Annotated in this window: 26 protein-coding genes; 10 read left to right on the forward strand and 16 right to left on the reverse strand. The window is 58.4% G+C overall.

Annotated features, from left to right (window positions below; translation table 11 throughout):
• Positions 1-165 precede the first annotated feature (165 nt).
• Genes QZT71_RS09180 through QZT71_RS09190 form a run of 3 tightly spaced genes read left to right on the forward strand, consistent with a single transcriptional unit; the run spans position 166 to position 2,173 of the window.
• Positions 166-495 (forward strand): hypothetical protein, encoded by a 330-nt coding sequence (locus tag QZT71_RS09180; RefSeq protein ID WP_295915398.1) that lies wholly within the window; start codon positions 166-168, stop codon positions 493-495.
• 9 nt (positions 496-504) lie between these two features.
• Positions 505-1,620, forward strand: a complete 1,116-nt coding sequence (locus QZT71_RS09185) for a BF3164 family lipoprotein (protein WP_295915399.1) — start codon at positions 505-507, stop codon at positions 1,618-1,620.
• Positions 1,610-2,173, forward strand: a complete 564-nt coding sequence (locus tag QZT71_RS09190; RefSeq protein ID WP_295915401.1) for a hypothetical protein — start codon at positions 1,610-1,612, stop codon at positions 2,171-2,173. The genes QZT71_RS09185 and QZT71_RS09190 overlap by 11 nt, the downstream gene beginning before the upstream one ends.
• Positions 2,174-2,259: 86 nt before the next feature.
• On the opposite strand, the gene rd is transcribed toward QZT71_RS09190, so the two are convergent.
• From rd to QZT71_RS09215, 5 genes are all read right to left on the reverse strand, one after another.
• On the reverse strand, positions 2,260-2,424 hold the full coding sequence (gene rd / locus QZT71_RS09195; protein WP_295915402.1) for a rubredoxin: 165 nt from the start codon (positions 2,422-2,424) through the stop codon (positions 2,260-2,262).
• A 139-nt stretch (positions 2,425-2,563) separates the two neighbouring features.
• On the reverse strand, positions 2,564-3,094 hold the full coding sequence (locus tag QZT71_RS09200; protein WP_295915403.1) for a PH domain-containing protein: 531 nt from the start codon (positions 3,092-3,094) through the stop codon (positions 2,564-2,566).
• Positions 3,078-3,800 carry a 2-C-methyl-D-erythritol 4-phosphate cytidylyltransferase gene (locus tag QZT71_RS09205; protein ID WP_295915405.1) on the reverse strand — a complete coding sequence of 241 codons (723 nt, stop codon included), beginning with the start codon at positions 3,798-3,800 and terminating at the stop codon, positions 3,078-3,080. Before QZT71_RS09205 ends, QZT71_RS09200 begins: the two co-directional genes overlap by 17 nt.
• The gene (locus QZT71_RS09210) at positions 3,770-4,255 is read right to left on the reverse strand and encodes a pyridoxamine 5'-phosphate oxidase family protein (protein WP_295915407.1); all 486 of its coding nucleotides are present in this window, start codon (positions 4,253-4,255) and stop codon (positions 3,770-3,772) included. Before QZT71_RS09210 ends, QZT71_RS09205 begins: the two co-directional genes overlap by 31 nt.
• A gap of 7 nt (positions 4,256-4,262) precedes the next feature.
• Positions 4,263-5,567, reverse strand: a complete 1,305-nt coding sequence (locus tag QZT71_RS09215; RefSeq protein WP_295915408.1) for a peptidoglycan DD-metalloendopeptidase family protein — start codon at positions 5,565-5,567, stop codon at positions 4,263-4,265.
• Between the two features lie 150 nt (positions 5,568-5,717).
• Between QZT71_RS09215 and lpxK the strand changes: the two genes are divergently transcribed.
• The 5 genes from lpxK (at position 5,718) to QZT71_RS09240 (ending at position 8,915) form a co-directional block, all read left to right on the forward strand.
• Entirely contained in the window at positions 5,718-6,761 is a 1,044-nt protein-coding gene (gene lpxK, locus QZT71_RS09220) for a tetraacyldisaccharide 4'-kinase (RefSeq protein ID WP_295915410.1), read from the forward strand.
• Positions 6,745-7,551 (forward strand): purine-nucleoside phosphorylase, encoded by an 807-nt coding sequence (locus QZT71_RS09225; protein ID WP_295915412.1) that lies wholly within the window; start codon positions 6,745-6,747, stop codon positions 7,549-7,551. Before lpxK ends, QZT71_RS09225 begins: the two co-directional genes overlap by 17 nt.
• Positions 7,552-7,554: 3 nt before the next feature.
• Positions 7,555-8,034: a single-stranded DNA-binding protein gene (locus QZT71_RS09230; RefSeq protein ID WP_295915413.1), complete on the forward strand. Its 480-nt coding sequence runs from the start codon at positions 7,555-7,557 to the stop codon at positions 8,032-8,034.
• Positions 8,035-8,209: 175 nt separating this feature from the next.
• On the forward strand, positions 8,210-8,548 hold the full coding sequence (locus tag QZT71_RS09235) for a hypothetical protein (RefSeq protein ID WP_295915414.1): 339 nt from the start codon (positions 8,210-8,212) through the stop codon (positions 8,546-8,548).
• A gap of 7 nt (positions 8,549-8,555) precedes the next feature.
• A complete protein-coding gene (locus QZT71_RS09240; RefSeq protein ID WP_295915416.1) occupies positions 8,556-8,915 on the forward strand; it encodes a CPBP family glutamic-type intramembrane protease in 360 nt (119 codons plus the stop codon).
• Between the two features lie 68 nt (positions 8,916-8,983).
• Here QZT71_RS09240 and QZT71_RS09245 read toward each other — a convergent pair whose 3' ends face one another.
• The 5 genes from QZT71_RS09245 to secA all read right to left on the reverse strand — a co-directional run bounded on the left by QZT71_RS09245 (position 8,984) and on the right by secA (position 15,314).
• Entirely contained in the window at positions 8,984-9,718 is a 735-nt protein-coding gene (locus QZT71_RS09245) for an SDR family oxidoreductase (RefSeq protein ID WP_295915417.1), read from the reverse strand.
• 139 nt (positions 9,719-9,857) lie between these two features.
• Entirely contained in the window at positions 9,858-10,301 is a 444-nt protein-coding gene (locus QZT71_RS09250; protein WP_295915419.1) for a hypothetical protein, read from the reverse strand.
• 14 nt (positions 10,302-10,315) lie between these two features.
• A complete protein-coding gene (locus QZT71_RS09255; protein ID WP_295915420.1) occupies positions 10,316-10,753 on the reverse strand; it encodes a dCMP deaminase family protein in 438 nt (145 codons plus the stop codon).
• 44 nt (positions 10,754-10,797) lie between these two features.
• Entirely contained in the window at positions 10,798-12,000 is a 1,203-nt protein-coding gene (locus tag QZT71_RS09260) for a glycoside hydrolase family 99-like domain-containing protein (protein ID WP_295915422.1), read from the reverse strand.
• A 20-nt stretch (positions 12,001-12,020) separates the two neighbouring features.
• Positions 12,021-15,314 carry a preprotein translocase subunit SecA gene (gene secA / locus QZT71_RS09265; protein WP_295915423.1) on the reverse strand — a complete coding sequence of 1,098 codons (3,294 nt, stop codon included), beginning with the start codon at positions 15,312-15,314 and terminating at the stop codon, positions 12,021-12,023.
• 258 nt (positions 15,315-15,572) lie between these two features.
• Here secA and QZT71_RS09270 point away from each other — a divergent pair, with 258 nt between their 5' ends.
• Together QZT71_RS09270 and QZT71_RS09275 are read left to right on the forward strand one after the other, a co-directional pair.
• Entirely contained in the window at positions 15,573-16,361 is a 789-nt protein-coding gene (locus tag QZT71_RS09270; RefSeq protein ID WP_295915425.1) for a hypothetical protein, read from the forward strand.
• A gap of 9 nt (positions 16,362-16,370) precedes the next feature.
• Positions 16,371-16,727, forward strand: coding sequence for a peroxiredoxin (locus QZT71_RS09275; protein ID WP_295915426.1), 357 nt, complete (start codon positions 16,371-16,373; stop codon positions 16,725-16,727).
• A gap of 114 nt (positions 16,728-16,841) precedes the next feature.
• Here QZT71_RS09275 and QZT71_RS09280 read toward each other — a convergent pair whose 3' ends face one another.
• The 6 genes from QZT71_RS09280 to QZT71_RS09305 form a co-directional block, all read right to left on the reverse strand.
• Positions 16,842-17,804: a glycosyltransferase gene (locus QZT71_RS09280; protein WP_295915428.1), complete on the reverse strand. Its 963-nt coding sequence runs from the start codon at positions 17,802-17,804 to the stop codon at positions 16,842-16,844.
• A 4-nt stretch (positions 17,805-17,808) separates the two neighbouring features.
• Positions 17,809-18,756 carry a DUF2851 family protein gene (locus tag QZT71_RS09285; protein WP_295915429.1) on the reverse strand — a complete coding sequence of 316 codons (948 nt, stop codon included), beginning with the start codon at positions 18,754-18,756 and terminating at the stop codon, positions 17,809-17,811.
• 1 nt (position 18,757) lies between these two features.
• On the reverse strand, positions 18,758-19,078 hold the full coding sequence (locus tag QZT71_RS09290) for an iron-sulfur cluster assembly protein (RefSeq protein WP_295915430.1): 321 nt from the start codon (positions 19,076-19,078) through the stop codon (positions 18,758-18,760).
• A complete protein-coding gene (locus QZT71_RS09295; protein WP_295915432.1) occupies positions 19,075-19,506 on the reverse strand; it encodes a SufE family protein in 432 nt (143 codons plus the stop codon). The genes QZT71_RS09290 and QZT71_RS09295 overlap by 4 nt, the downstream gene beginning before the upstream one ends.
• A 20-nt stretch (positions 19,507-19,526) precedes the next feature.
• On the reverse strand, positions 19,527-21,092 hold the full coding sequence (locus tag QZT71_RS09300; RefSeq protein WP_295915433.1) for an alkaline phosphatase family protein: 1,566 nt from the start codon (positions 21,090-21,092) through the stop codon (positions 19,527-19,529).
• A gap of 25 nt (positions 21,093-21,117) precedes the next feature.
• Positions 21,118-21,747: GSCFA domain-containing protein (locus tag QZT71_RS09305; RefSeq protein WP_295915434.1), on the reverse strand; the 630-nt coding region annotated here is incomplete at its 5' end.

Genomic DNA, 21,747 nt, shown 5'->3' on the forward strand with positions numbered 1-21,747 from the left:
AGACGGGGCAAACCCAGTCTTCGGGAATCTCTTATTTTTATGAATAATATTGTTGGAAAGTTGTATTTGTTAAATATAATATTTAATTTTATATTATAATCATTGCATATATTATTGTGGGAGCGGTTCATGTGGGGCGGTTTATTAATTTAAAAATTTCACGCCATGAAAAAATCTGTCATTTTATTCGGAAGCGCTCTCATGTTAGGAGGAGCAGTATTCACATTCGTTGCAAATTACAATTCGGTTCCGGAGGAAATCCTCGCGGCGAATATCGAGGCTCTGACGGGGATTGAGATTGGGGGCGTATATTATTATGATTGTTGTGAACGTACTATTTCCGGCGGTGTCGTGCATACATTGCAATGTGGTGCGGGAAGTTATTTGTTTTACCCTTGGAATCCACCTTCTACTCCTTATGGGATGAAAGCTTGTGTGGTCGCTTCCGGAACTCCGGATGGTTCTGCTCGAGTTGGATATTGTTATGTTAATTAAGTGCAATTCATGAGAAAGCAGATTATTATTCTCTTGCTCGGGTTATTGATAGGCTCGTGCAGTACCGGAAACGACTTTTTTGTTGTGCCGGTCAAAACGTTTGGTGAATTTCCCGTGAACGGAATGTTAGCAGTCAGGGATACATTGGCTGTGCCGGGGCTCGGGGGTGTCGGACTTGCTGTTTCGGATTCGTTGCTTATCGTCGGGAAATCAGGAACGGACTCTTTCCTGTCGGTTGTGAATCTGAACGATAATACGATCTGTGACAATTTGTGCCTGCATGGGCGGGGGCCGGGAGAATATTCGGTATTTTTTACCTGTTATAAACAATTCTCCCGTAATGGAAATGATATTATGCTTTATACTTTCGATGTAGGCAGGAGTATGTTGTTGATTAATCTTTCGTCATCTCTTTGTCAGCGGACAACCGTTGTTTCTGACGAAGAAAGCATAAAAAACTTTGCTCCTTTTGCTCATGGAATATTCTACCTGAAAGGTGACGAGCTTTTTGTGAAATATAATACATCATACCAAGATGCTCGTGATAATCAATATTTTCCGGCAAAGTATGTGCTCTATGACAAACAACAAAAGAAGGAAACGGAGTTTCCTTTTTTCGGTCCGGGAATGGTGGCTGATAATATGGGATTTTTAGTGCGAACAGCAACTGATGGCTCTGTGCTTCTTAAACCCGATGGAACAAAGATCGTCGATGCCATGTTGAATTTCGGTTATATCAATTTTATCGACTTGGAAAAACAGACCGGTTTTACCCTCCGGAAAGAAGACGCGCTTACTTACGAGGCTGCGAGTGGTTTATCCAATGAAGAACGGATGCGGCGAATGCGGTTTGCTTATTTCGATCTTGCCGTTACGGATAGATATGTTTTTGCTGCGTATTGCGGGAATACTTATGAAGCCGGATTCGACAGCCCGGACAATATAACGACACTGCGTGTCTTTGACTGGGACGGCAATCCGCTTGCTTCGATGCAATTCGACCGGAAGATAAAAGGCATCGCTTTCCGGGAGCAGACGGGGCTTTTATACGGACTTGATGCCGATGAGAATATTGTGACCTATGATTTGAATGAGCTGTTGAAAAAAATCGGCGATGAAATTTAAAATTATCGTTTCCTTTGTATTAGCCGGATTGGTTTCCGCATGCGGAAGCAATGAGCCGGAACTGATCCGGCAGGCAAAAAGATTATTGGGCAGAAAAATCGAGTTGCCAGTGCAGTATGTTTCGGTTCCGGCAGCTGTGGGAACTGTCAGGCTTGAAGACGAGTTGGCAAAACCATATAAGATTATAACTTACCTTGACCGGAATGCCTGTACGAAGTGTGCTTTGTCCGTTTTGAAAGATTGGGAAGAACATCTCCGGGATATTCCCAAAGAGCAGGTCGGATTTATTCCTGTTATATATCCGATCGACCGGTCGGAATTAAAAATGGTCGTAACGGCTTTGGAGCTCGAATATCCGTTGTTATATGACGTTGATAATAAATTTATCGATAAAAATAAATTGGACGGTATTCGTGCGGTAAACAGGTCTTTCCTGCTAGATTCGCATAGTCGTATCGTTGTTATCGGGGAGCCATTGAATTCCGGGAAGTTGTGGATGTTGTATAAAAATACCCTTAACACTTTGTCAGGCACCGACGGCCGGTCCCTGTGAACTGGCGTTTATTTATTTTTTCCGGTAAGTTGGAAGAAATAAGGCGCACCTTAACAAGGTGCGCCTTATTTCATGCTTGGTCGGGATTATTCCTCCACCTCTTCGAACTGGTCTTTGCCGACGCCGCAGACGGGGCAAACCCAGTCTTCGGGAATCTCTTCGAACGATGTGCCGGGGGCGATGCCTCCGTCGGGATCGCCGACTGCGGGATCATATATCCACTCGCATACGGTGCAACGGTACTTTTTCATTTTTACTTGTTTTAAAGTGTTGATAGCTCGGTTTCGTTTGTTTCGGCCCTCGGGCCGCAGATGCAAATATAGAATCATTTTCCGGAATTTCGCAATCCGGGGCGGCTTCTGTCGATATTTTGGCCGAATCCCGCTACTTTCAGGACTCTTCCCCGTCGTCGTCCGTGGGGCGGTTGCCGCCGGGCGGGGTGAGCTCGGCGACGAGGCGGTCGGCGTCGGCGCACGAAACGTACAGCCGATCTTCGTAGATGTCGACGATTTCGACGAAGTTCTTCCACTCCGAGGCATACAGGCGTACTCGCTCGAAATGCCGCAGGTCGAGAAAGTGGCCGTAGTAGCCGAAGAACCCGCATCCTCCGAACAGCGGGAAGAACCATTTCATCCGCCGGGGCTCCACGCGGCGTACCGAGGCGATTTCGTCGCGCCGGATTTCGGTGATGTCCAGCAGGCAGCGCACCTCGACCTTTTCGTCCGTCACCACGATGCACCGCGGGATGGAGAGCGACATCAGGGCGATCAGTGCAACGATGAACGAGGTGAACCAGGCCGAGAGGTAACCGCCCTCGTAGAGGTGGTACAGCAGTCCGCCCAGCAGTGCGAAGACCACGAGGTAGACCAGCGTCCAGTAGATTGTACGGCGGCTGAAGCGGTATTTATAGATGCTCTCCATGCGTTGTTTCCGTTGCTTGGCGTTCTTTCTCTTCGCGGTCGGCCAGCAGGGCCTCGGCAAAAACAAGGTCTTCGGGGGTGGTGATTTTCAGGTTCGCACGCTCCCCCTGGCAGAGGAATACCTCCTGTCCGGCCTGCTCGACGAGCGAAGCGTCGTCGGTGAATTCGGGGCGGTATTCCGCCTCGTAGGCGCGGCGCAGCAGGTCGGTGCGGAACACCTGCGGGGTCTGCACGATGCGCAGGCGCCTGCGGTCGACGATGTGCGAGCCTGCGTCGTCCGTTTCGCGGAACGAATCCACAGGCTCGATGACCGGGACGGCCGTGCCGTGTTCCGCGGCGGCGGCTACCGTGCGGCGAATCAGCTCGTGCGTCGCCAGCGGCCGTACGCCGTCCTGCACGGCAATCAGTTCCGGTTCGCGGCGAAGGGCCGCCAGACCGTTCTTTACCGAGTGGAACCGCTCCCCGCCGCCCGTGGCGACCGTGTGTGGCGCTACCTCGAAACGCGCCGCGAAATTCTGCCAGAAATCGATGTGCGCCGCAGGCAGCACGACGACGATTTCGGCCCCGGGCAGCGCCCCGGCGAAGTTGTTGATCGTGTGCGCCAGTACGGGCATGCCGCCGAGCAGCATGAACTGCTTGGGCAGCGAACCTCCCATGCGGCTTCCGCCGCCGCCGGCTACGATGATGACTCCTGTCTGTCGTTCCATATCAGTTTCTTTCCGAATCCGAGCGTGTTGTCGGTGAATTTTATAAAGTGGGGCTCGACGGCCCATAGCGTCAGCTCGGCCAGCGCCGCGTAGGGAAACCGCTTGAGGTAGGCCCTCTTGGCTGCTTCGTCGGCACGCCTGGCATTGCCGCAAAGCTGTATGCCCTGTACCCGGCCTACGATTCGCGTTTCCAGTACGACCGACACCGCGACGTGCGGATTCCGCTCCATCTCCCGGGCGTGTCGTGTCGTGAAGTCCGAGGTGAAAACCAGCAGGTTGCGTTCCCGGTCGTAGCAGTAAAACGCATTGCAGCAGTAGGGCACTCCCCCGCAGGCCGTGGCCAGCGTCATGACGTGGTGCCGTCGCAGGAACCGTACGATGCGTGTGTCGACCGCCTCCCGGCTGCCGGCCCGGGGCGTTTCCGCCTGCGGGGTATTGCTCGCCGTGTCTGCCATCGTTTCCCTATTTCGCTGCAGCGGCCTCCGCCGGGGCGGGGGCTTGCAGAATGACGAGCGAGTCGAGTTGCGTGATGCGCTCCTCGTCTTTTATTTCGCCGTTCAGCTCGGCTGTGATGCGGTCGCGGACGAATTCGAATGCCGCACGGTTCTCGCGGGCGATCGGCTCGGCCGGTTCCTGCGGAATTTTCAGCGGGTCGATCGGGGTGCCGTTTTTCCAGATGCGGTAGTCGAGGTGCGGGCCTGTCGAAGCGCCCGTCGAGCCGACGTAGCCGATGAGCTGGCCCTGCGAGACGCGCGAGCCTTTCGAGATGCCCTTGGCATAGCCGCTCAAGTGCAGGTAGCCCGTCATCAGGTTGCCGGCATGTTTGATTTTGAGCGTGTTGCCGCCACCTCCGCCCCAGCCTTTGAAGGTCACCACGCCGTCGGCCACGGCGTGTACGGGCGTGCCTTTGGGCGCGGCGTAGTCGACGCCCGTGTGCGGGCGGTAAACCTTGTAAATCGGATGCTTGCGGGCATAGGTGAACCGCGAGCTGATGCGCGAGTATTTCAGCGGGGCCTTGAGCATCTGCTTCCGCAGGCTCGCGCCGTCGTATTCCCAGTATTGGATTTTACCGTTCTGGCGGAACGGAATGGCGTAGTATTCCTTGCCGCCCTGGCTGAATTTCGCGCCCCATACGCGGCCGATGCCGGCCGGGATGCTGTCGTCGATGAAGCGCTCTTCGTAGACGACCGTGAAGTTGTCGCCTTTCTGGATGCCGAAAAAGTCCACCGTCCACTGGTAGATGTCCTCCAGTTCGGCGGCCAGCGCGTAGGGCAGGTTCTGCTCCATAATCGCACCCCAGAGCGACGAGTTGATCGTGGCGCTTTTCCGGGTGCGGCGTACGGTGAACTGTTTTTCGCCCGTGCGGACGCTCACCGAATCGTCGTGGAACCCGAAGACCACGTATTCGGACATGTTGCGCTCGTAAACCAGGTAATCCAGGTGCGGCGCGTAGAGCGAATCTTCGTGGATGAATGCCGTGAATTTGTGTCCTGCACGGATGTTGCGCAGCGGAAAAACGGCTTTGGAGGCTTTGTCGAGCCGGTCGATCGTCAGGGCCGAAACCCCGTATCCGTTCAATATCTTTCCCAGTGTTTCACCGCTCCCGACCTCGCCGGTTTCGGTGCGGTAGTCGTCGGCGTTGATGCCGTAAACGATATTCTGCGGCTCGGCGGCCTGCGCTTCGGCCGCGGCCTGCTGCTTTGTCTTGCTGCACGCTCCGGCCGCGACGAGCAGCAGGAGGCATATCGGTAGTCTGAAGTATCCCATAGGTGGAAGCAAAGGTATGAAAAAAACGGCGGAAACGCCAATTTTATTATTCCATTGTGGGTCAGGCCCGGGATTTGCTTTTTTTTGTTTTGTGTTCCCGAGATTTATTGCTACCTTTGAAGCAATTGTATAGATAAACAGACCCTTATAATGTTGAAATGCCTGCTTGCGCCTGCGGCCCTTCTGTATAAAGCGGGGGTGACGTTCCGTCACCGCCTGTTCGACTGGGGCCTGCTCAAAAGCGAAAAGTTCGACATTCCGGTCATCTGCATCGGCAACATCACCGTCGGCGGCACGGGCAAAACCCCGATGGCCGAGATGGTGATCACCTATATGTCGCAGATGCACGACGTTGCTCTGCTTTCCCGCGGGTACGGCCGCCGCACCCGGGGATACCTCGAGGTGAGGACGGATTCGCATTACCGCGATGTGGGCGACGAACCGCTGCAAATCAAACTCAAATTTCCCGATACGGTGGTCGCCGTGTGCGAGAAGCGCGCCGAGGGCATCCGCCGCATCCGGGCCGAGCATCCCGAAGTAGACCTCATCATCATGGACGACGGCTTCCAGCACCGCTATGTGGAGCCGAAGATCAACATCGTGATGATCGACGCCACGCGCCCCGTGCAGCACGACAGGATGCTGCCGCTGGGAACGCTGCGCGACCTGCCCGGAGAGTTGCACCGCGCCCATTATTTCGTGGTCACGAAGTGCCCCGAGAAGATGGCGCCCATCGACCGGCGCATCATGCGCAAGGTGCTGATACAGGTCGCCTACCAGCGGGTTTACTTCACCCGCTTCGAGAGTTTCATCCCCCAGCCGCTGTTCCCCGACGCGGCATCGGGAGAGCCGCTCGCCCCCGGGCAGCGGGTGATTGCGCTGTCGGGCATCGGCAATCCCAAGCCTTTCCTGAAGACCCTGCGCGACCGCTACGAGGTGGCCGCGGAGATGACCCTCGACGACCACCATGTTTATAAAGTCCGCGATTTGAACCGGCTGCGGGAGTTGTTGGCGAAGAATCCCGGAGCGGTTATTGTGACGACCGAGAAAGACGCCGTAAAACTGACCAACCGCGCGAAAATCCCCGAAGAGGTTCAGCGCAGCATATACTATTTACCGATCAATATTTCATTCATAGAGGATTCGGCAACGGATTTTCTGCAAAAACTGGAAGAAGATGTTAGAGGAAATTAAAAAAACAGCAGCCGCCATCGACGCTGCCACGGGTTCTTTCCGTCCCGAGGTGGGCATCATCCTCGGCACGGGCCTGGGCGGTTTCGCCGACAGGATCGATACCGAGTTCGCCATCGAATACAAGGATATTCCGGGATTCCCCGTTTCTACGGTCGAGGGACACAAGGGCCGTATGATTTTCGGCACGGTCGAGGGCCGCAAGGTCGTGGCCATGCAGGGCCGTTTCCACTATTACGAGGGCTATACGATGCAGCAGGTGACGTTCCCCGTGCGCGTGATGCAGCAGCTGGGCATCAAATATCTTTTCGTGTCGAACGCATCGGGCGGCATCAACACCTCGTTCCGCGTGGGCGACCTGATGGTCATCACCGACCACATCAACCTGATGCCCAATCCGCTCATTGGCCGCAACATCGCCGAACTGGGGCCCCGCTTCCCGGACATGCACAACTGCTACGACAAGGAGCTGATCGCCCGGGCGACGGCTATCGCCGAAGAGGAGAACATCAAGCTCCAGTACGGCGTTTATGTCGGCGGTACGGGCCCGACGTTCGAAACGCAGGCCGAGTACCGCTATTTCAAGAATATCGGCGGCGATGCGGCCGGCATGTCGACCGTGCCCGAGGTAATCGTGGCGCGCCACATGTCGATTCCCGTTTTCGGCGTTTCGGTCATCACCAACTGCGGCCTTTCGGACGAAGTGGGCGACCACGAAGACGTGCAGCGGCAGGGTAAGAAGGCCGGCATCAAGATGGAGGTGCTGTTCAAACGTATGATAAAACAACTGTAAGATATGGTAAACAAGGTAATTCTGGTGGGTAACGTGGGCATCGACCCCGAAATCCGCACCACCGAGGGCGGGGTGAAAGTGGCCCGCATCCGGCTGGCGACGACCGAACGGCTGTTCGACCGCCAGGCCAACGAAGCCAAGGAGCACACCGAGTGGCATACGATTACGCTGTGGCGCGGCCTTGCCGACGTCGTGGACAAATACGTCCGCAAAGGGACGCAGATTTATGTCGAGGGACGCCTGCGTACCCGCGAATGGATGGACAAGGACAATAACAAGCGTTACACGACCGAGATACTGGCCGACGTGATGAACCTGCTGGGCCGCCGCAGCGACAACCCGGCCTCCGACGCAGGCTCCGGGTACGGTGCGCAGGCGCCCGCTTACGGGCAGGCAGCGCAGGGCGCTTCCCAGCAGCCTGCGGCGCCCAAGCCCGCCGCACCGGCTGTTCCCGCAGACGATCCGGACGACCTGCCGTTCTGATGCCGTGAGGTGCGGACGGCGGCATGGCGGGGAGGTGCGGAAAAAGCCCCGGCGTCCCGGCGGTGCCGGTTGTCCTTTTTGAACATTTTACGCCGCAGCGGGCACGTGTGAGGTGCTTTCGCTGCGGCGATTTTTTACCCCCCCCCGACCCGATTGGGGAAATATGGAACCGAGCATGAAGCCTTTTACTCTGGACCGTACCGATGAGCGGAACACCGAAGGCGTGGGCGGAATATTGCTCTATGCCGCGTTGTTCTTCATCGTGACGCGGATTGCCGCCATGCTGCTGCAAAAGTCCGGCGCGGCTCTGTACGAATGGGGCTGGGGGCTCGATGCCGCGGGGATGTTCGGCGCGCGCACGCCGGAGTCGATGGTTTCCGAAATGGGATGGCGCGCCGTGCCGCACGTGCTACTGCTCGCACCGTTTGTCGAAGAGTGTGCTTTCCGGCTGGGGCTTTCGTTCCGGAGGTGGCATGTAGCTGCGGGATTAGGAGCGTTGGCCTATTTTTTTTGACGATTGGATGCTGTTTTTTGCCGACGTGGCGAATGCCCGTTACTGGGCGCTGCCGGTCTGTATTACCGTTGCAGCGGCGGTTTACGGGTTTACGACGGACGGGTTCTGGTTGTCGAAACGGGACCGGTGGCTGCGCCCGGCGATGTGGGCTTCGGCGGTGGTTTTTGCCTCTGTACACCTGCTTTCCGCTTCGGCGCTTACCTGGAGCCTGCTGCCCTATGCGCTATTGTATGTGCTGGGGCTCTTTTTCTCCGGGTGCGTCTTTGTCTATCTGCGCGTGAACCTCGGCTTTGGATGGGCATTGGGCGCGCACATGCTTTGCAACCTGCCTCCCGCGTTATTCCTGCTGGGCGCACGCTGCGGCTGACGGGCGAATATATTAATATTAAGCCGCGCTCCTTTTTCGGAGGCGCGGCTTTTGCAGGGTGAACAGGGTTATCCTTTTGTCCTGACGGCCATGCGCTCCCACAGCCATCCGGGAATCAGTTTCCAGAAAAACACGAAGACTGCGTAGCGCCGGTCGATGACAACCCGCCGCCGCTGCCGTTTCAGCACACGCATGATGCGTGCGGCGACTTTGCCCACCTTCATCAGCATCGGGTAGTGGCCGTCGCCCGCCAGCAGGGGCGTTGCGACGAATCCCGGGCGGATGTCCGTGAAGCGGATGTGCAGTTTTTCCATGCGCGCCAGTTGGGCCAGCGCGTCGATGTAGGTGTTCTGCATGCGCTTGGTTGCCGAATAGGCCGGGGCGCTGCCGAGTCCTTTGGTGCCGGCAATCGAGCTGATGACGGCCAGGTGGCCGCCGCCGTTGGCGCGGAAATAGCCGAATGCGGCCGTCACCATGCGCACGAATCCCTCGCCGTTGGTACGCAGGGTGTTGAGCTCGATGTCGGGGCGCAAATCGGTATTGCGGCTGCCGACTCCCGAGCTGTGCAGGTAGATGTCCATGCCGCCCAGTTTGTCGACGAGGCGCGACAGGTGTTCGGGTGCGTCGGCGCTCGTGATGTCCAGCGGTTCGGTAACGACCTGCTCCGGCGACAGGGCCCGGAGTGCTTCGAGGGCCTCTTCGCGCCTTCCTGCGGCGCCTACGCGCCACCCTTCGCGGATGCACAGTTTTGCCACTTCGAGCCCGATGCCCGAGGTGGCGCCTACGATGACGATACGTTTCATACCGGTCTGTTTTTAGGGTTTACGCACTAAATGTACGAAATAATTCCGGGAATGCAAGTGCCTGTCCCGCAGGTTCGGGGGCGCCTTGTGTGTTGTATGGCGGCGGATAGAAAAAAGGAGCCCGGCAGGCTCCCTGTGTCTATTGCTTTCCTTTTTTCGGCTTTCCGGTTCCGGCCTTTTGCACCGGCGGGGCCGCCAGCAGCGTTTCCCGTTCCGCTTCGCTCAGGCGTGAGGCGGCGATGCGCAGCAGGAAATGGGCGGTTTGGTTCTCCTCGCCGGAAGTGTAGGCCTGCACGAACTCCCAGCCCCGGCTTACCATGTAGTTGAGGGCTTCGATGCCCGAATTGAAAATCAGCCTGCGGCCCTCTGCGTCCGTCAGCCAGTTGTAGGCCCAAGCCTCGGTCTTTTGCCCGAAGTCGAACAGCACGCCGTTGCCCCGGTGTCCCGGCAGGTGGCTGCCGATGATTTCGCAGTAGAACCAGGCGGGAGTTTCCGCGCCGATGCTCGCGGGGCGGAATGTCGTGGGCGCCTGTCCTTTGGCCGGGACGGCGCAGCAGCATGCGAGGATGAGCGTGCGTTTCATGGCCGGATTGTCGTTTATTGTTCGTCGAGTTCGCGCTGCACGCATACGATGCCCACCTTGCGCAGCAGGTCGAGACCCTCCTCCGAGCGGTATTCCTCGCAGTAAACCACCCGCTTGATACCCGCCTGGATGATGAGTTTCGAGCACTCGATGCAGGGGGCGGCGGTGATATAGAGCGTCGAGCCGTCGCAGTTGTTGGCGCTTTTGGCGACTTTCGTGATGGCGTTGGCCTCGGCATGCAGCACATAGGGCTTGGTTTTGCCCGTTTCGTCTTCGCAGACGTTCTCGAATCCCGAGGGCGTGCCGTTGTAGCCGTCGGAAATAATCATCTTGTCCTTGACAATCAGCGCTCCGACCTTGCGGCGTACGCAGTATGAATTTTCGGCCCAGATGCGTGCCATGCGCAGGTAGCGTATGTCCAGCTGGCGTTGTTTCTCCTCGTTGTAGCCCATAGAGTTATTCTTGTTTTCCTTCCTGCATGCTCCCTGCAGGGGTGTTATTCCATGTCGACGAATACTTTCCGGACGGCTTCGAGATACCCGTATCCGAATACGTTGCAGGGCATCAGGTAGCTGGTTTCCGTCCACTCGTTCCAACTGTTGATCGTAATCAGCGGCGCCCGGTCGGGATGTGCGTCGACATATTCGCGTGCCATGCGCAGGCCTTTGGCGAAGTTCTCCGGGGTGTTGTTCTTCACCACGGCGCTGTGGCCCGTGCGCGGGCTGTTGTCCCAGCCTACGCTGATGTGCGGATAGTAGGTGAAATCGTACGTCGCGTCGATTCGCTCCCATTCGTTGCGCACCTGCTCCAGGATGGCCGTGTAGTCCTGGTCGACGTTGGCGAAGTGGGCGAACTGGTAGTGCGTGGTGCCGGTGAAGCCGAGCGTATGGATGAAATCGTTCTCCGGGTTTTCGGTTTTGCCGCCGTCGAAACCGCTGTAATTGAGGTTAATCGACCACATGGCGAACTGGAGTTCCAATCCCGGGAATCCGGCTTTCTTCACCTCTTTTTTGAACCATTTGAGCGCGTCGGCCGTCTGTGCGACACCGCCCAGTCCGGCAATCAGCTGCGGCAGGTCGTAGACCATGAAGAGCGGTTTGCCGTCGATTTTATAGTACTGCGGGTGTTTGAAATATTTCTCGATATTCCGCCGGCAGATTTTCTCGAATTCGTCGCGGTCGACTTTGCCTGTCCAGATTACGTTGCTCTCGTTCACCCGGGCCAGGCGCGTATCCCAGTGGTTGAGCACGTCGTGGTTGGCCCACATCAGGTAAAACTGCATTTTCCCGACGTTGCCGGCTTTCAGAAATCCGTTGTCGAGCGTCGTTTCCATGAACGGGCGGCCGTCGTACCAGTACCAGTCGAAGATGAAGACGTTCACCCCGTGTGCCGTGGCTTGTTCGATTTCCATCGACATGACGGCCGGATCGGCCTCGTTGATATATCCCCACAGCGGCTTACGGTCCCAGTAGTGGCCCGGATTGCGCTGCTGCATCGTCATGACGGTTTCCCATTCGCCGATGCCCATCGGCCAGAACGGCCGCAGGCGCACATCATCCGATGCGTAGGCGGGGTAGAGGTAGGCCGCTACGTCGTACTTTTTCCGGCCTGTGTCGGCCTGCCGTTGCGCAAAAGCGCTGCCCGTTCCGAGGAGCAGGCAGAGGGCTGCGGCCGCCATGCAGTATTTTACGGAATCCATGCCAAGCGCGTTTTGCCGGGTCAGAGTCCTTTGCCGTGGCAGTTCTTGTACTTCTTGCCGCTGCCGCAGGGGCAGGGGTCGTTGCGGCCGACCTTTTTCTCGACGTGCAGGGGCATGGGTTTCTGCTTGTCCTGCTGTCCGGCCTGCGCAGCGGCCTGCATGCGCGAAGCCTGCAGTTTGTTGACGTCGACCTTGGCGCGCTGTTGCTGCTGCCGCTGTACGGCCTCGGCGTTCTGGTCGCGCACGGGAATGTAGGCCTTGTTCAGGATTGCCAGCACGTCGCGGTTGACCTTGACGATCATCTTCGAGAACAGCCCGAAGGATTCGAACTTGTAAATCAGCAGCGGGTCTTTCTGCTCGTAGGTGGCGTTCTGCACGCTCTGGCGCAGGTCGTCCATCTCGCGCAGGTGCTCGCGCCATGCGTCGTCAATCGAAGTGAACATCACCACTTTCGAGAACACCTTGAAAATCTCGCCGCCGTCCGTATCCTTGCATTTCCGGAGGTTTACCGGGACGTTGTAGCCCAGGTGCCCGTCGGTAATCGGGAAGTAGATGTTCGAATCGAGCTGGTCTTTCTTGTCCTCGTAGATGCGCTCCATGACGGGGCGAACCGTGTCGGCCACGGCTTTCGCGCGGCGGGCGTAGGCGTCCTTGAGGTCTTTGACAATCAGTTCGGACAGCTCGGCGGGTTTGGCCGAACCGTAGGTCGCCTCGTCGAACGACGGCTCCACGGCCACCTCGCGGATCAGTTCGAAACGGAAGTCCTCGAACTCGATGCCGCGGTTGGTTTCCACGAAGTTGTCCGCGTAGTCGTACATGATATTGTTCAAATCGATTTCGATGCGCTCGCCGTAAAGGGCGTGGCGGCGGCGGGTGTAAATCACCTCGCGCTGCGAGTTCATCACGTCGTCGTACTCCAGCAGGCGCTTGCGGATACCGAAGTTGTTCTCCTCGACCTTCTTCTGCGCACGCTCGATGGCGCGCGTCATCATGCCGGCCTGGATTACCTCGCCCTCTTTCAGGCCCATGCGGTCCATCATCGAGGCGATGCGTCCCGAGCCGAACAGACGCATCAAATCGTCCTCGAGCGATACGAAGAACTGCGACGAACCCGGGTCGCCCTGGCGTCCTGCGCGGCCGCGCAGCTGGCGGTCGACACGGCGGCTTTCGTGGCGCTCGGTGCCGATGATGGCAAGACCTCCGGCCGCCTTGACCTCGGGCGTGAGCTTGATGTCGGTACCGCGGCCGGCCATGTTGGTGGCGATGGTCACCTGTCCCGAGCGTCCGGCTTCGGCCACGACCTGCGCCTCCAGCTGGTGCTGCTTGGCGTTGAGGACGTTATGCTTGATGCCGCGGAGCTTGAGCATGCGGCTCAACAGCTCGGAAATCTCGACCGACGTGGTGCCGACGAGTACCGGGCGTCCGGCCTCGACCAATTTCACGATTTCGTCGATAACGGCGTTGTATTTCTCGCGTTTGGTTTTGTAAATCAAATCCTGGCGGTCGTCGCGGATGACGGGGCGGTTCGTCGGGATTACCACCACGTCGAGTTTGTAGATGCTCCAGAACTCCGATGCCTCGGTTTCGGCCGTACCGGTCATACCGGCCAGCTTGTGGTACATGCGGAAGTAGTTCTGCAGGGTGATTGTCGCGAAGGTCTGCGTCGCCGCCTCGACCTTGACGTGCTCCTTGGCCTCGATGGCCTGGTGCAGGCCGTCCGAATAGCGGCGTCCGTCGAGGATGCGGCCTGTCTGCTCGTCGACGATTTTCACCTTGTTGTCCATCACCACGTATTCGACGTCTTTCTCGAACATGGCGTAGGCTTTCAGCAGCTGGTGAATCGTATGCACGCGTTCCGACTTGATCGAATAGTCGTTGATCACCTCGTCGCGTTTCTGCGCGCGCTCTTCGGCCGAGAGGTTGCTCTTCTCCAGTTCGGCCACCTCGGCGCCGATGTCGGGCAGCACGAAGAATCCGTCCTCGTTGAAGTATTTGGACAGCACCTCGTGGCCTTTGTCGGTCAGCTCCACCGAGTTGAGTTTCTCGTCGATGACGAAGAACAGGTCGTCGGTGATTTCCGGCATGCGGCGGTTGTTGTCCTGCATGTAGGTGTTCTCGGTCTTCTGCATCAAGGCCTTGACGCCCGTTTCCGAGAGGTACTTAATCAGCGGCTTGTATTTGGGCAGTCCCTTGTGCGTGCGGTAGAGTTTCACGCCGCCCTCGTCGTTCTTGCCCTCCGCGATGAGCTGGCGCGCCTCGGCCAGCAGTCCCGTCACCAGGTTTTTCTGCAGGTTGTAGAGCTGGTCGATGGCAGGGCGGTACTGCTCGAAGAGCTGGTCGTCGCCCTTGGGCACGGGGCCCGAGATGATGAGCGGCGTACGGGCGTCGTCGATCAACACCGAGTCGACCTCGTCGACGATGGCGAAATGGTGTTTGCGCTGCACCAGGTCGGCGGGCGACGAGGCCATGTTGTCGCGCAGGTAGTCGAAGCCGTATTCGTTGTTGGTGCCGAACGTGATGTCGGCCATGTATGCCTTGCGCCGGGCGTCGGAGTTGGGCTGCGTGTCGTCGATGCAGGCCACAGAGAGTCCGTGGAACTGGTACATCGGGCCCATCCACTCCGAGTCGCGCTTGGCCAGGTAGTTGTTGACCGTCACCAGGTGTACGCCTTTCTTTGCCAGTGCGTTGAGGAATACCGGGAGCGTTGCGACGAGGGTTTTGCCTTCGCCCGTCGCCATCTCGGCGATTTTGCCCTTGTGGAGTACCACGCCGCCGAACAGCTGCACGTCGTAGTGAATCATGTCCCACTTCGTGTCATTACCGCCCGCCATCCAGTGGTTGGCGTATACGGCCTTGTCGCCCTCGATGGTGACGAAGTCCCTGGAAGCGGCCAGGTCGCGGTCGAAATCGTTGGCCGTGACGATTACGGTGTCGTTCTGGGCGAAACGGCGCGCCGTATCTTTCATGATGGCGAACGCCTCGGGCAGTATCTCGTCGAGTTTCTCCTCGATTTTTTCGTCGATGCGCTTGGTGAGCTCGTCGATTTCCTTCGAAATCCGCTCTTTCTCCTCGAGCGAAGTCTCGGCCAGCTCCAGTCCGGCTTTCAACTCCACGATGCGGGCCTCGTCGTCGGCGATGAAGTCGGCGATCTGCTTTTTCAGCGCTTCGCTGCGGGCGCGCAGCTCGTCGTTCGAAAGGGCCTCTATCGAGGGGTAGACGGCCTTGATTTTTTCGAGGTAAGGCTCGATTTGTTTGCGGTCTTTGTCGGCTTTCGAGCCGAAGACGAGTTTGATTAAACTTGCAACTATATCCATACTTGACTTGTGTTTCGGTTATTTTGGGGTTGTGCTTATAAATCTTACAAAAGTAATGATTTCTTTCCTAAATCACAAAATATTACAAGCCGGAGTGCACCCGTGCCGTAAATTTTTTATCTTTGTTACCGCACCCCAAATTCTCCACCTATAAAACGGATATTTCCGGCAGCCATGTGCCTGCTGGCGGTCGTCGGCCTCGCCGCTTGCGGTGGGTGTCGGCAAACCATTGAACTGCAACTCGAAAAGCAGGCGCCGATGGCCAGGTCGCTTGTTACGGTTCCTAAATTTCTGGAAGACTGCGGCCGCTTTGCAAATCTTTATCCCGAAGCGACCGGGCTGCCTGAAGGGTGGAAGGCTTATTTCGTGGAAGAAGATTTCCCGCAGCTGCTCTACCAGGGATTTTGTGCGGGGAAAATCGATACGGCGACCTGTATGCGGTATTTCAATGCGTGGCAGCGGGATACCGCCGATTATTCCGCCGCTCCGGTGCAGGTATACATGGCTGTCGCGTTCGGACGAGATGATGCGGGTGCGGAGCACGTAATGTTCGATACCGGCGGCGATTGCGACTTTGCAGACGAATCCGATTACCTGTTCGTGCAGCGGCCCGCGATGGTAAAAATGGCCTATGAGCGGGTTGTCGGCAAAAAAGCCGTGCCGGATGTGACGTGGGCAACGGTTTCCGACCGGTTCGGGCGGCGTAGCCTCGTAATGCATGAAATGCCCCGGGGGACATTTACCCTCGGCAGGGTGAAATATGCCTGTTCGGTTATTGCCCATAGCGTATCGTATTTCAAACAAGGGTGCAAAATCGTGATTGCGGACGACAATGTCCTTTCGGAGCATGAACTGGAAGAGTATGTCCGGTTGGGCGATACCTGGTACCGGCTCGACAGCCTTTCGCCCGACGGCCGTTTTCTGCGCATGACGCATGCGCCCGATGCCGCGGCCCGCGAGTCGGTGCAGGTAGGTTTCCGGCCTTATTCCTTTACAGCTGGCGATATGGCGGGCCGCACCGTGCGGTTCCCCGCTGATTTTGCCTGAAAATACGTATTGCTGGATTTCTGGGCGATGTCTTGCGGCCCCTGTGTGCAGGAGATACGGAATTCATATCCGGATGTTTACGCCCGATTCAAGGATTACGGTTTCGAAATCGTCGGCGTGGCGGATAATACCGCGGCCGACCTGCGCGGGTTTATGGCGGAGAATCCCATGCCGTGGGTGGTGATTGCCGACCGGGACAACGGGTGTGTAAGGCAGGAGCCTTACGGGGTTACTTCTTTCCCGACGTTGATTCTTATCGGCCCGGACGGGCGCATTCTGGAAAAAGGGGAAAACCTGCGGGGCAAGGGCCTGGAACTCATCCTGCGCCGCTATATGCCCGGTGCCCCGGCCGAAGCCGCCGATTGATTCCGATAGCCGCGTGATTCCGGCCGTCGCATCCGGGTTGCATTTTGTGTCTTTGTAAAATGCAATCGGCAGCAGGGTGGTATCGCAGTTGTGGGGTGCCGCCCCGGAATCGCGTTATCGCCGTTTGTGCAGCCGGTAGTAAAGGATGAAAAGGCTGGGCCAGCGGTTGATCATGAAGTGCCGGAAATTGGCCGTCCGGAATTTGAGCGGCATGATGCCCAGCTGCCGGGCGAGGCGGAGCATCTCTCCCGTGTCGCCGAGTTGCCGAATTACGGTTTGCTTGCAGCTCCGGAGCATGGTTTTTCCTATGTGCAGGCGCAGCAGTTCGGCACCTTCCGAATCCTCCGCTTCGATGCGGGCAGCAAAATCGTGCAGGCTTTTCATCGCCCGGACAAGGGCTAAACGACCTTGAGGGTTGTAATTCCCCATGAAAGAGGTATTCCGCTGCAGGTAGTTGTAGACGCGTATGGGAACGTACTGTATACGCCGTGCGAAGTAGATTGCGCGCGGCGTGAACTCTTCGTCCTCATGCCCGATCGGTTTCATACGGAGCTTGTGGGTATTGAGCAGTTCCCGGTCGTACATATAGATGGGAACCATCGGCAGGAAGCGGTCGCGGCGGAGAAAATCGTGCCCGGTCTGTATTTCCGTGCCGTTCTTTGCCGAGATGCCGTCGCTCCACAGGGGGCGCTCCTTACCCTGCTCGTCCACTGCAACAATCTCGTAGCACAGCAAATCGAGCCGCTCCCGCTCCATAATCGCTGCCAACCGTCCCAACACATTGGGTTCGAGGTAGTCGTCGGCGTCGAGGTACATGACGTAGCGCCCCGTGGCCCGGTCGGTGCCATAATTGCGGGTGAGGCTCAAACCCTCGTTCGGCTTGGTGTATACCCGTACGTTGGCATATCCCTGTGACGCTGCCTCTGCCGCAGCGAGCGAGCCGTCCGTCGAGCCGTCGTCGATGACGAGCACCTCGTATTCTTCGGGCGGCAAATCCTGCCCGAGCGTGGATGCGATGCATTTCCCGATCAGGTGTTCGAGGTTGTACAACGGAATTATGATGCTGATTTTCTTCATAATCTTACGGGAGTGTTTTCAGGATGCGCCGGCCGACGGGGCACTCGGCGCAGCGTTTCGCCGGACAGTATTCCGTTGCGAGCTGGAGCAGCGCCTGCGATTCGAAGGCATTGCGGACTTTCACACCGGCGCCCTGCCAGCTGCGCATGTAGCGGTTGTCCTCGGCCGGCAGGCGTTCGAGCAGCGTGAGGGCGCTGTCGCGCAGGGTTTCGCGGCCGGTATAGCTGCCATAGGCGAACTGCAGCACCGAAACGAGGTTGATGCCGATGATGTTGGCCTTGAACGCCCCGAGCCGTTTGGGGCGGTCGTCGCCCGCAATGCCCGGAATGTGGTGCGTACGCCAGTAGCCCGAGGCTTCTGCACAAAAGAGGTTCCGGATATCCTCTTCCGAGCGGCAGGCCATGGCGCGCTCCATGACGAACTCGTCCTGGGTGAAAAATTCGGCGGCCTGCGCCAGCCGCAGAACGGGGTGGTTGGCGGGGCGGATGTCGCCGAGCGTCCACTCCCCGGCATCCATCGGCTCGACGCCGTATTTCGCTGCGAGGTACTCGAAGTTGCGGGCCAGGTCGAGCGTGTAGGCATCGTGCGGATAGAGCGCCAGCAGGCCCGAAGCGCCGAAAAAGAGCGATTCGACGGCCCGGGGCGCCAGCCGTTCGCGCAGGACGGTCTTGTAGGAAACGCGCCGCGCCAGCGAGAGGTAGGCCTCCCGGTTGAGGCGATCGCCCAGCGTGCGGAAGTAGAGCAGGTAGAACGTCTGGTTCCAGTTTTCGGAAGCCTCCCGGTGCAGTTCCTCCACCATGCGCATTTTGCGCTCCAGCCGGTCGAAGAGCAGGGCGGTGCACAGTTCGCTGCACTGCAGGGCGTTAAGCCCCGCAAGGTAACCGCCGCAGGCATATAGTCCGGCGCCGGCGTGCAGCCGGTTCAGCATCCGATGCTCCTGCTCCTCCGTCATGCTAAAACAGGTTGAGTTCCAGTAACGCCTCCTCCGACATCATGCTCTTGTCCCAGACGGGATCGAACGTGAGGATGACGTTCACCGACTTCACCCCCTTGACCTTGGCGACCTGCTGGTTGACGTCCTCCACGAGCATGTCTGCCATCGGGCAGTTCGGGGCCGTGAGGGTCATGCGGATGTTCGCCACGCCGTCGGGCGTGTAATCGATTTCGTAGATAAGCCCCAGGTCGTAGATGTTGACCGGGATTTCGGGGTCGTATATGTTTTTGAGCGTAAGTACGATCTCTTGCTCGACCTTCAATATTTCTTCAGGTGTCATGATTTCTCTTGTTTTTCGCCTTTGCTTGCGAATGCGAGCGCATAGAGCCGCATTTGCTTGACCATCGACAGCAGGCCGTTCGAGCGCGTGGGCGAGAGGTTGGCGCTCAAGCCGATGGCGTCGATGAAATAGAGGTCGGTGTCGAGAATCTCCTGCGGCGTGCGTCCGTTCAGCACGCGAATGAGCAGCGCGATAATGCCTTTGGTTATTATGGCGTCGCTGTCGGCGGCGTAGTATACTTTGCCCTCTTCCATGCGGGCGTCGACCCACACGCGCGACTGGCAGCCTTCGATCAGGTACTGTTCCGTGCGGTGTTCGGCGGGGATGGCCGGCAGCGAATCGCTCAAACCGATGAGGTAGTCGTATTTGTCGAGCCAGTCGTCGAATACCGAGAACTCCTCGATGATCTCCTCCTGTATCTTGTCCATATCCGTATATGTTTAAAACCTTATAAATCTACGATTTCCGGAAGTATTTCCCCCTCCGACGCCGCGGGCTCGGTGATCTCCAGCACGCGGGCCACGGTCGGAGCCACGGAGGTCATGTCCACGCGGCGTTTCACGCGCTGGGGCCCGGCTCCGAAGCCGTAGAATACCAGCGGCACCTGCGTGTCGTAACCGTACATCGAACCCGACGACGACCAGCAGCGGTCGCTCTCTTCGATCCAGCCGGGCATCAGGTTCAGGATGACGTCGCCCGAACGCCGGGGGTAGAAGCTGTTCTGCATCTTGCGGGCGTAGCCGCTGCCGAAGTAACTCGTACGCATGGCCGTCGCCGAGAGTGCATGCGACACGCCGCGGAACTGCATGGCGAAGATGGCCACCTCGTTCTGTATTTCGGCCAAATCGAGGCCCCGCTCGTAAATCAGGTTGTGGTTCAGGTAGACGCATTTGTCCTCGTATTCGAGCACCCAGTCGCCCATGCCGTAGCGGACGTTCAGGAAACCGTTGACGATTACCTCGAACTGCCGGGCATTGAAACGGTCGGTCTGCTCGTGCCCCGCATCGTAAGAAGGGCTCGTGCCGTGGTCGGAGGTGAAGACGACGAGCACTTCGCCGTTTTTGACCTGTGCGAATACGAATGTCAAAAAGTCGGCCAGGTCGCGATCCAGCCGGTAATACATGTCCTCGACTTCGATTGACTCGGGGCCGTAGGCCTCGCTGATGCGGCGCGAAGGGTCGAGGCAGATGTTCAGCAGGTCGGGCGTTTCGTCGGTGCCGAGCTTGAACTGTGCGATGGCCTGTTTGGCAAAGCCAAGGATAGCGGTGTTGCCGGCCGGGGTATAGAGCATCCGCTCGAAGTCGCCGGCGTGTTTCAGGCGGCCGTCGCCCGACTGGTCTTTCTCTTTCTTGTTCTTGCCCGTGAGGATGATGTCCCAGTTGCGGGTGTTGATGTAGCGCCCCTTTTCGTAGAGCGTGCGCCACTCGGGGGCGATGTACGAGAGGTTGTAACGCTCGCGGTTGCTGCGCGCCACCCATTCGGGAACTTCGGCGGCGTAGCAGGGCGACGTTTCCCAGCCGCAGCGGGTCGAGTCGAGCCAGAAAGCTTCGCCGCCGTGTCCGCCCATCACCACGGCCGACATGGCTTCGCCCGCTACGGTGACGGCCTTGCTGCCGGGTTCTTGCTGCTGGAGCGTTTCGGCCAGCGTCGGGGCGATCAGGTTGTAGGGGCCTGGGCCGTTGCGTCCGGCAATCAGCTCCACGGCGTCGTTTTCGACGTAGTCGCGCCAGCGGGCGCCGACTACGCCGTGGGTCGAAGGCATGGCGCCCGTGGTGAGTGTCGCGAGCGATACGGGCGTGGTGGTCTGCTGGTAGTCGTAGCGGCTGTCGGCGAATACCGTGCCGCCGTCCATCAGACGCCGGAGGCCTCCCTCGCCGTAGTTGGCGGCGTAACGGCCGAGGTCTTCGGCACGCATCGAGCCGACGACGATGTTGATTACCAGCCGGGGACGTGCCGCCGAGGCTTCGAGTGCCGCGCAGGCGGCTATGGCAAGTAAAATGATTCGATATTTCATAGTATACACAGGATAAACCGCAAATTTACGAATTTATTTCGATACATCGGCGGAAATATTCCGCTTCGGCCTGAAAATCGATCAGCGGCAGCGCGGCGATTTCCTCCAGCCTGCGCCGGCAGAACTCCCGGTAGGCGTCGCTGCGGGGATTGCGGGGACGGTGCGCTGCGGCCACGACGATATGCCGGACGCCGGGCAGCAGGCGCCGGGCTTCGTCCGAAAGGGCCGCAGCGGTGAATTTTTCCCAGACATATTCCACGGCCTGCGGCGCGGGGTGCACCAAATCGTCGGCGTAAAAGCGGTAGTCGCGCAGGTCGTCGTTGAGTATCTCGTAGGCGGGGAAATAGTGGGCGTTCGGACAGGCTGCCGCCAGCTCTTCGACAGCGAGGCGCAGCGTGGCCTTGCTCACGGCATTGCCCTCCAGTCCGTCGCCGGTGTGCCGTACGGGGCTGACCGTGAAGACGACCTCTTTCGCGGCGAGCGGCCCGGCGAGCAGCGCGGAGAACGCCGAGACGATTTCGCCCACGGAGAGCCTGCGCCGGACGAATTCCGCTGCAGGCTGCCGATGGCAGTTGGCGACCACTTCGCCCCGGTGTTCGTAGACCCAGGCCGTGCCGAAGGTCACCAGCAGGCGGTCGGCCCTGCGCAGCGCCTC

It is taken from the genome of uncultured Alistipes sp., from assembly GCF_902388705.1.
Lineage (GTDB): Bacteria > Bacteroidota > Bacteroidia > Bacteroidales > Rikenellaceae > Alistipes.

Excerpts from the sequence above, each read along its gene's own strand:
- QZT71_RS09180 (WP_295915398.1), top strand. The coding sequence starts at position 166 with ATGAAAAAATCTGTCATTTTATTCGGAAGCGCTCTCATGTTAGGAGGA.
- QZT71_RS09185 (WP_295915399.1), top strand. The coding sequence starts at position 505 with ATGAGAAAGCAGATTATTATTCTCTTGCTCGGGTTATTGATAGGCTCG.
- QZT71_RS09190 (WP_295915401.1), top strand. The coding sequence starts at position 1,610 with ATGAAATTTAAAATTATCGTTTCCTTTGTATTAGCCGGATTGGTTTCC.
- rd (WP_295915402.1), bottom strand. The coding sequence starts at position 2,424 with ATGAAAAAGTACCGTTGCACCGTATGCGAGTGGATATATGATCCCGCA.
- QZT71_RS09200 (WP_295915403.1), bottom strand. The coding sequence starts at position 3,094 with ATGGAGAGCATCTATAAATACCGCTTCAGCCGCCGTACAATCTACTGG.
- QZT71_RS09205 (WP_295915405.1), bottom strand. The coding sequence starts at position 3,800 with ATGGAACGACAGACAGGAGTCATCATCGTAGCCGGCGGCGGCGGAAGC.
- QZT71_RS09210 (WP_295915407.1), bottom strand. The coding sequence starts at position 4,255 with ATGGCAGACACGGCGAGCAATACCCCGCAGGCGGAAACGCCCCGGGCC.
- QZT71_RS09215 (WP_295915408.1), bottom strand. The coding sequence starts at position 5,567 with ATGGGATACTTCAGACTACCGATATGCCTCCTGCTGCTCGTCGCGGCC.
- lpxK (WP_295915410.1), top strand. The coding sequence starts at position 5,718 with ATGTTGAAATGCCTGCTTGCGCCTGCGGCCCTTCTGTATAAAGCGGGG.
- QZT71_RS09225 (WP_295915412.1), top strand. The coding sequence starts at position 6,745 with ATGTTAGAGGAAATTAAAAAAACAGCAGCCGCCATCGACGCTGCCACG.
- QZT71_RS09230 (WP_295915413.1), top strand. The coding sequence starts at position 7,555 with ATGGTAAACAAGGTAATTCTGGTGGGTAACGTGGGCATCGACCCCGAA.
- QZT71_RS09235 (WP_295915414.1), top strand. The coding sequence starts at position 8,210 with ATGAAGCCTTTTACTCTGGACCGTACCGATGAGCGGAACACCGAAGGC.
- QZT71_RS09240 (WP_295915416.1), top strand. The coding sequence starts at position 8,556 with ATGCTGTTTTTTGCCGACGTGGCGAATGCCCGTTACTGGGCGCTGCCG.
- QZT71_RS09245 (WP_295915417.1), bottom strand. The coding sequence starts at position 9,718 with ATGAAACGTATCGTCATCGTAGGCGCCACCTCGGGCATCGGGCTCGAA.
- QZT71_RS09250 (WP_295915419.1), bottom strand. The coding sequence starts at position 10,301 with ATGAAACGCACGCTCATCCTCGCATGCTGCTGCGCCGTCCCGGCCAAA.
- QZT71_RS09255 (WP_295915420.1), bottom strand. The coding sequence starts at position 10,753 with ATGGGCTACAACGAGGAGAAACAACGCCAGCTGGACATACGCTACCTG.
- QZT71_RS09260 (WP_295915422.1), bottom strand. The coding sequence starts at position 12,000 with ATGGATTCCGTAAAATACTGCATGGCGGCCGCAGCCCTCTGCCTGCTC.
- secA (WP_295915423.1), bottom strand. The coding sequence starts at position 15,314 with ATGGATATAGTTGCAAGTTTAATCAAACTCGTCTTCGGCTCGAAAGCC.
- QZT71_RS09270 (WP_295915425.1), top strand. The coding sequence starts at position 15,573 with ATGGCCAGGTCGCTTGTTACGGTTCCTAAATTTCTGGAAGACTGCGGC.
- QZT71_RS09280 (WP_295915428.1), bottom strand. The coding sequence starts at position 17,804 with ATGAAGAAAATCAGCATCATAATTCCGTTGTACAACCTCGAACACCTG.
- QZT71_RS09285 (WP_295915429.1), bottom strand. The coding sequence starts at position 18,756 with ATGACGGAGGAGCAGGAGCATCGGATGCTGAACCGGCTGCACGCCGGC.
- QZT71_RS09290 (WP_295915430.1), bottom strand. The coding sequence starts at position 19,078 with ATGACACCTGAAGAAATATTGAAGGTCGAGCAAGAGATCGTACTTACG.
- QZT71_RS09295 (WP_295915432.1), bottom strand. The coding sequence starts at position 19,506 with ATGGACAAGATACAGGAGGAGATCATCGAGGAGTTCTCGGTATTCGAC.
- QZT71_RS09300 (WP_295915433.1), bottom strand. The coding sequence starts at position 21,092 with ATGAAATATCGAATCATTTTACTTGCCATAGCCGCCTGCGCGGCACTC.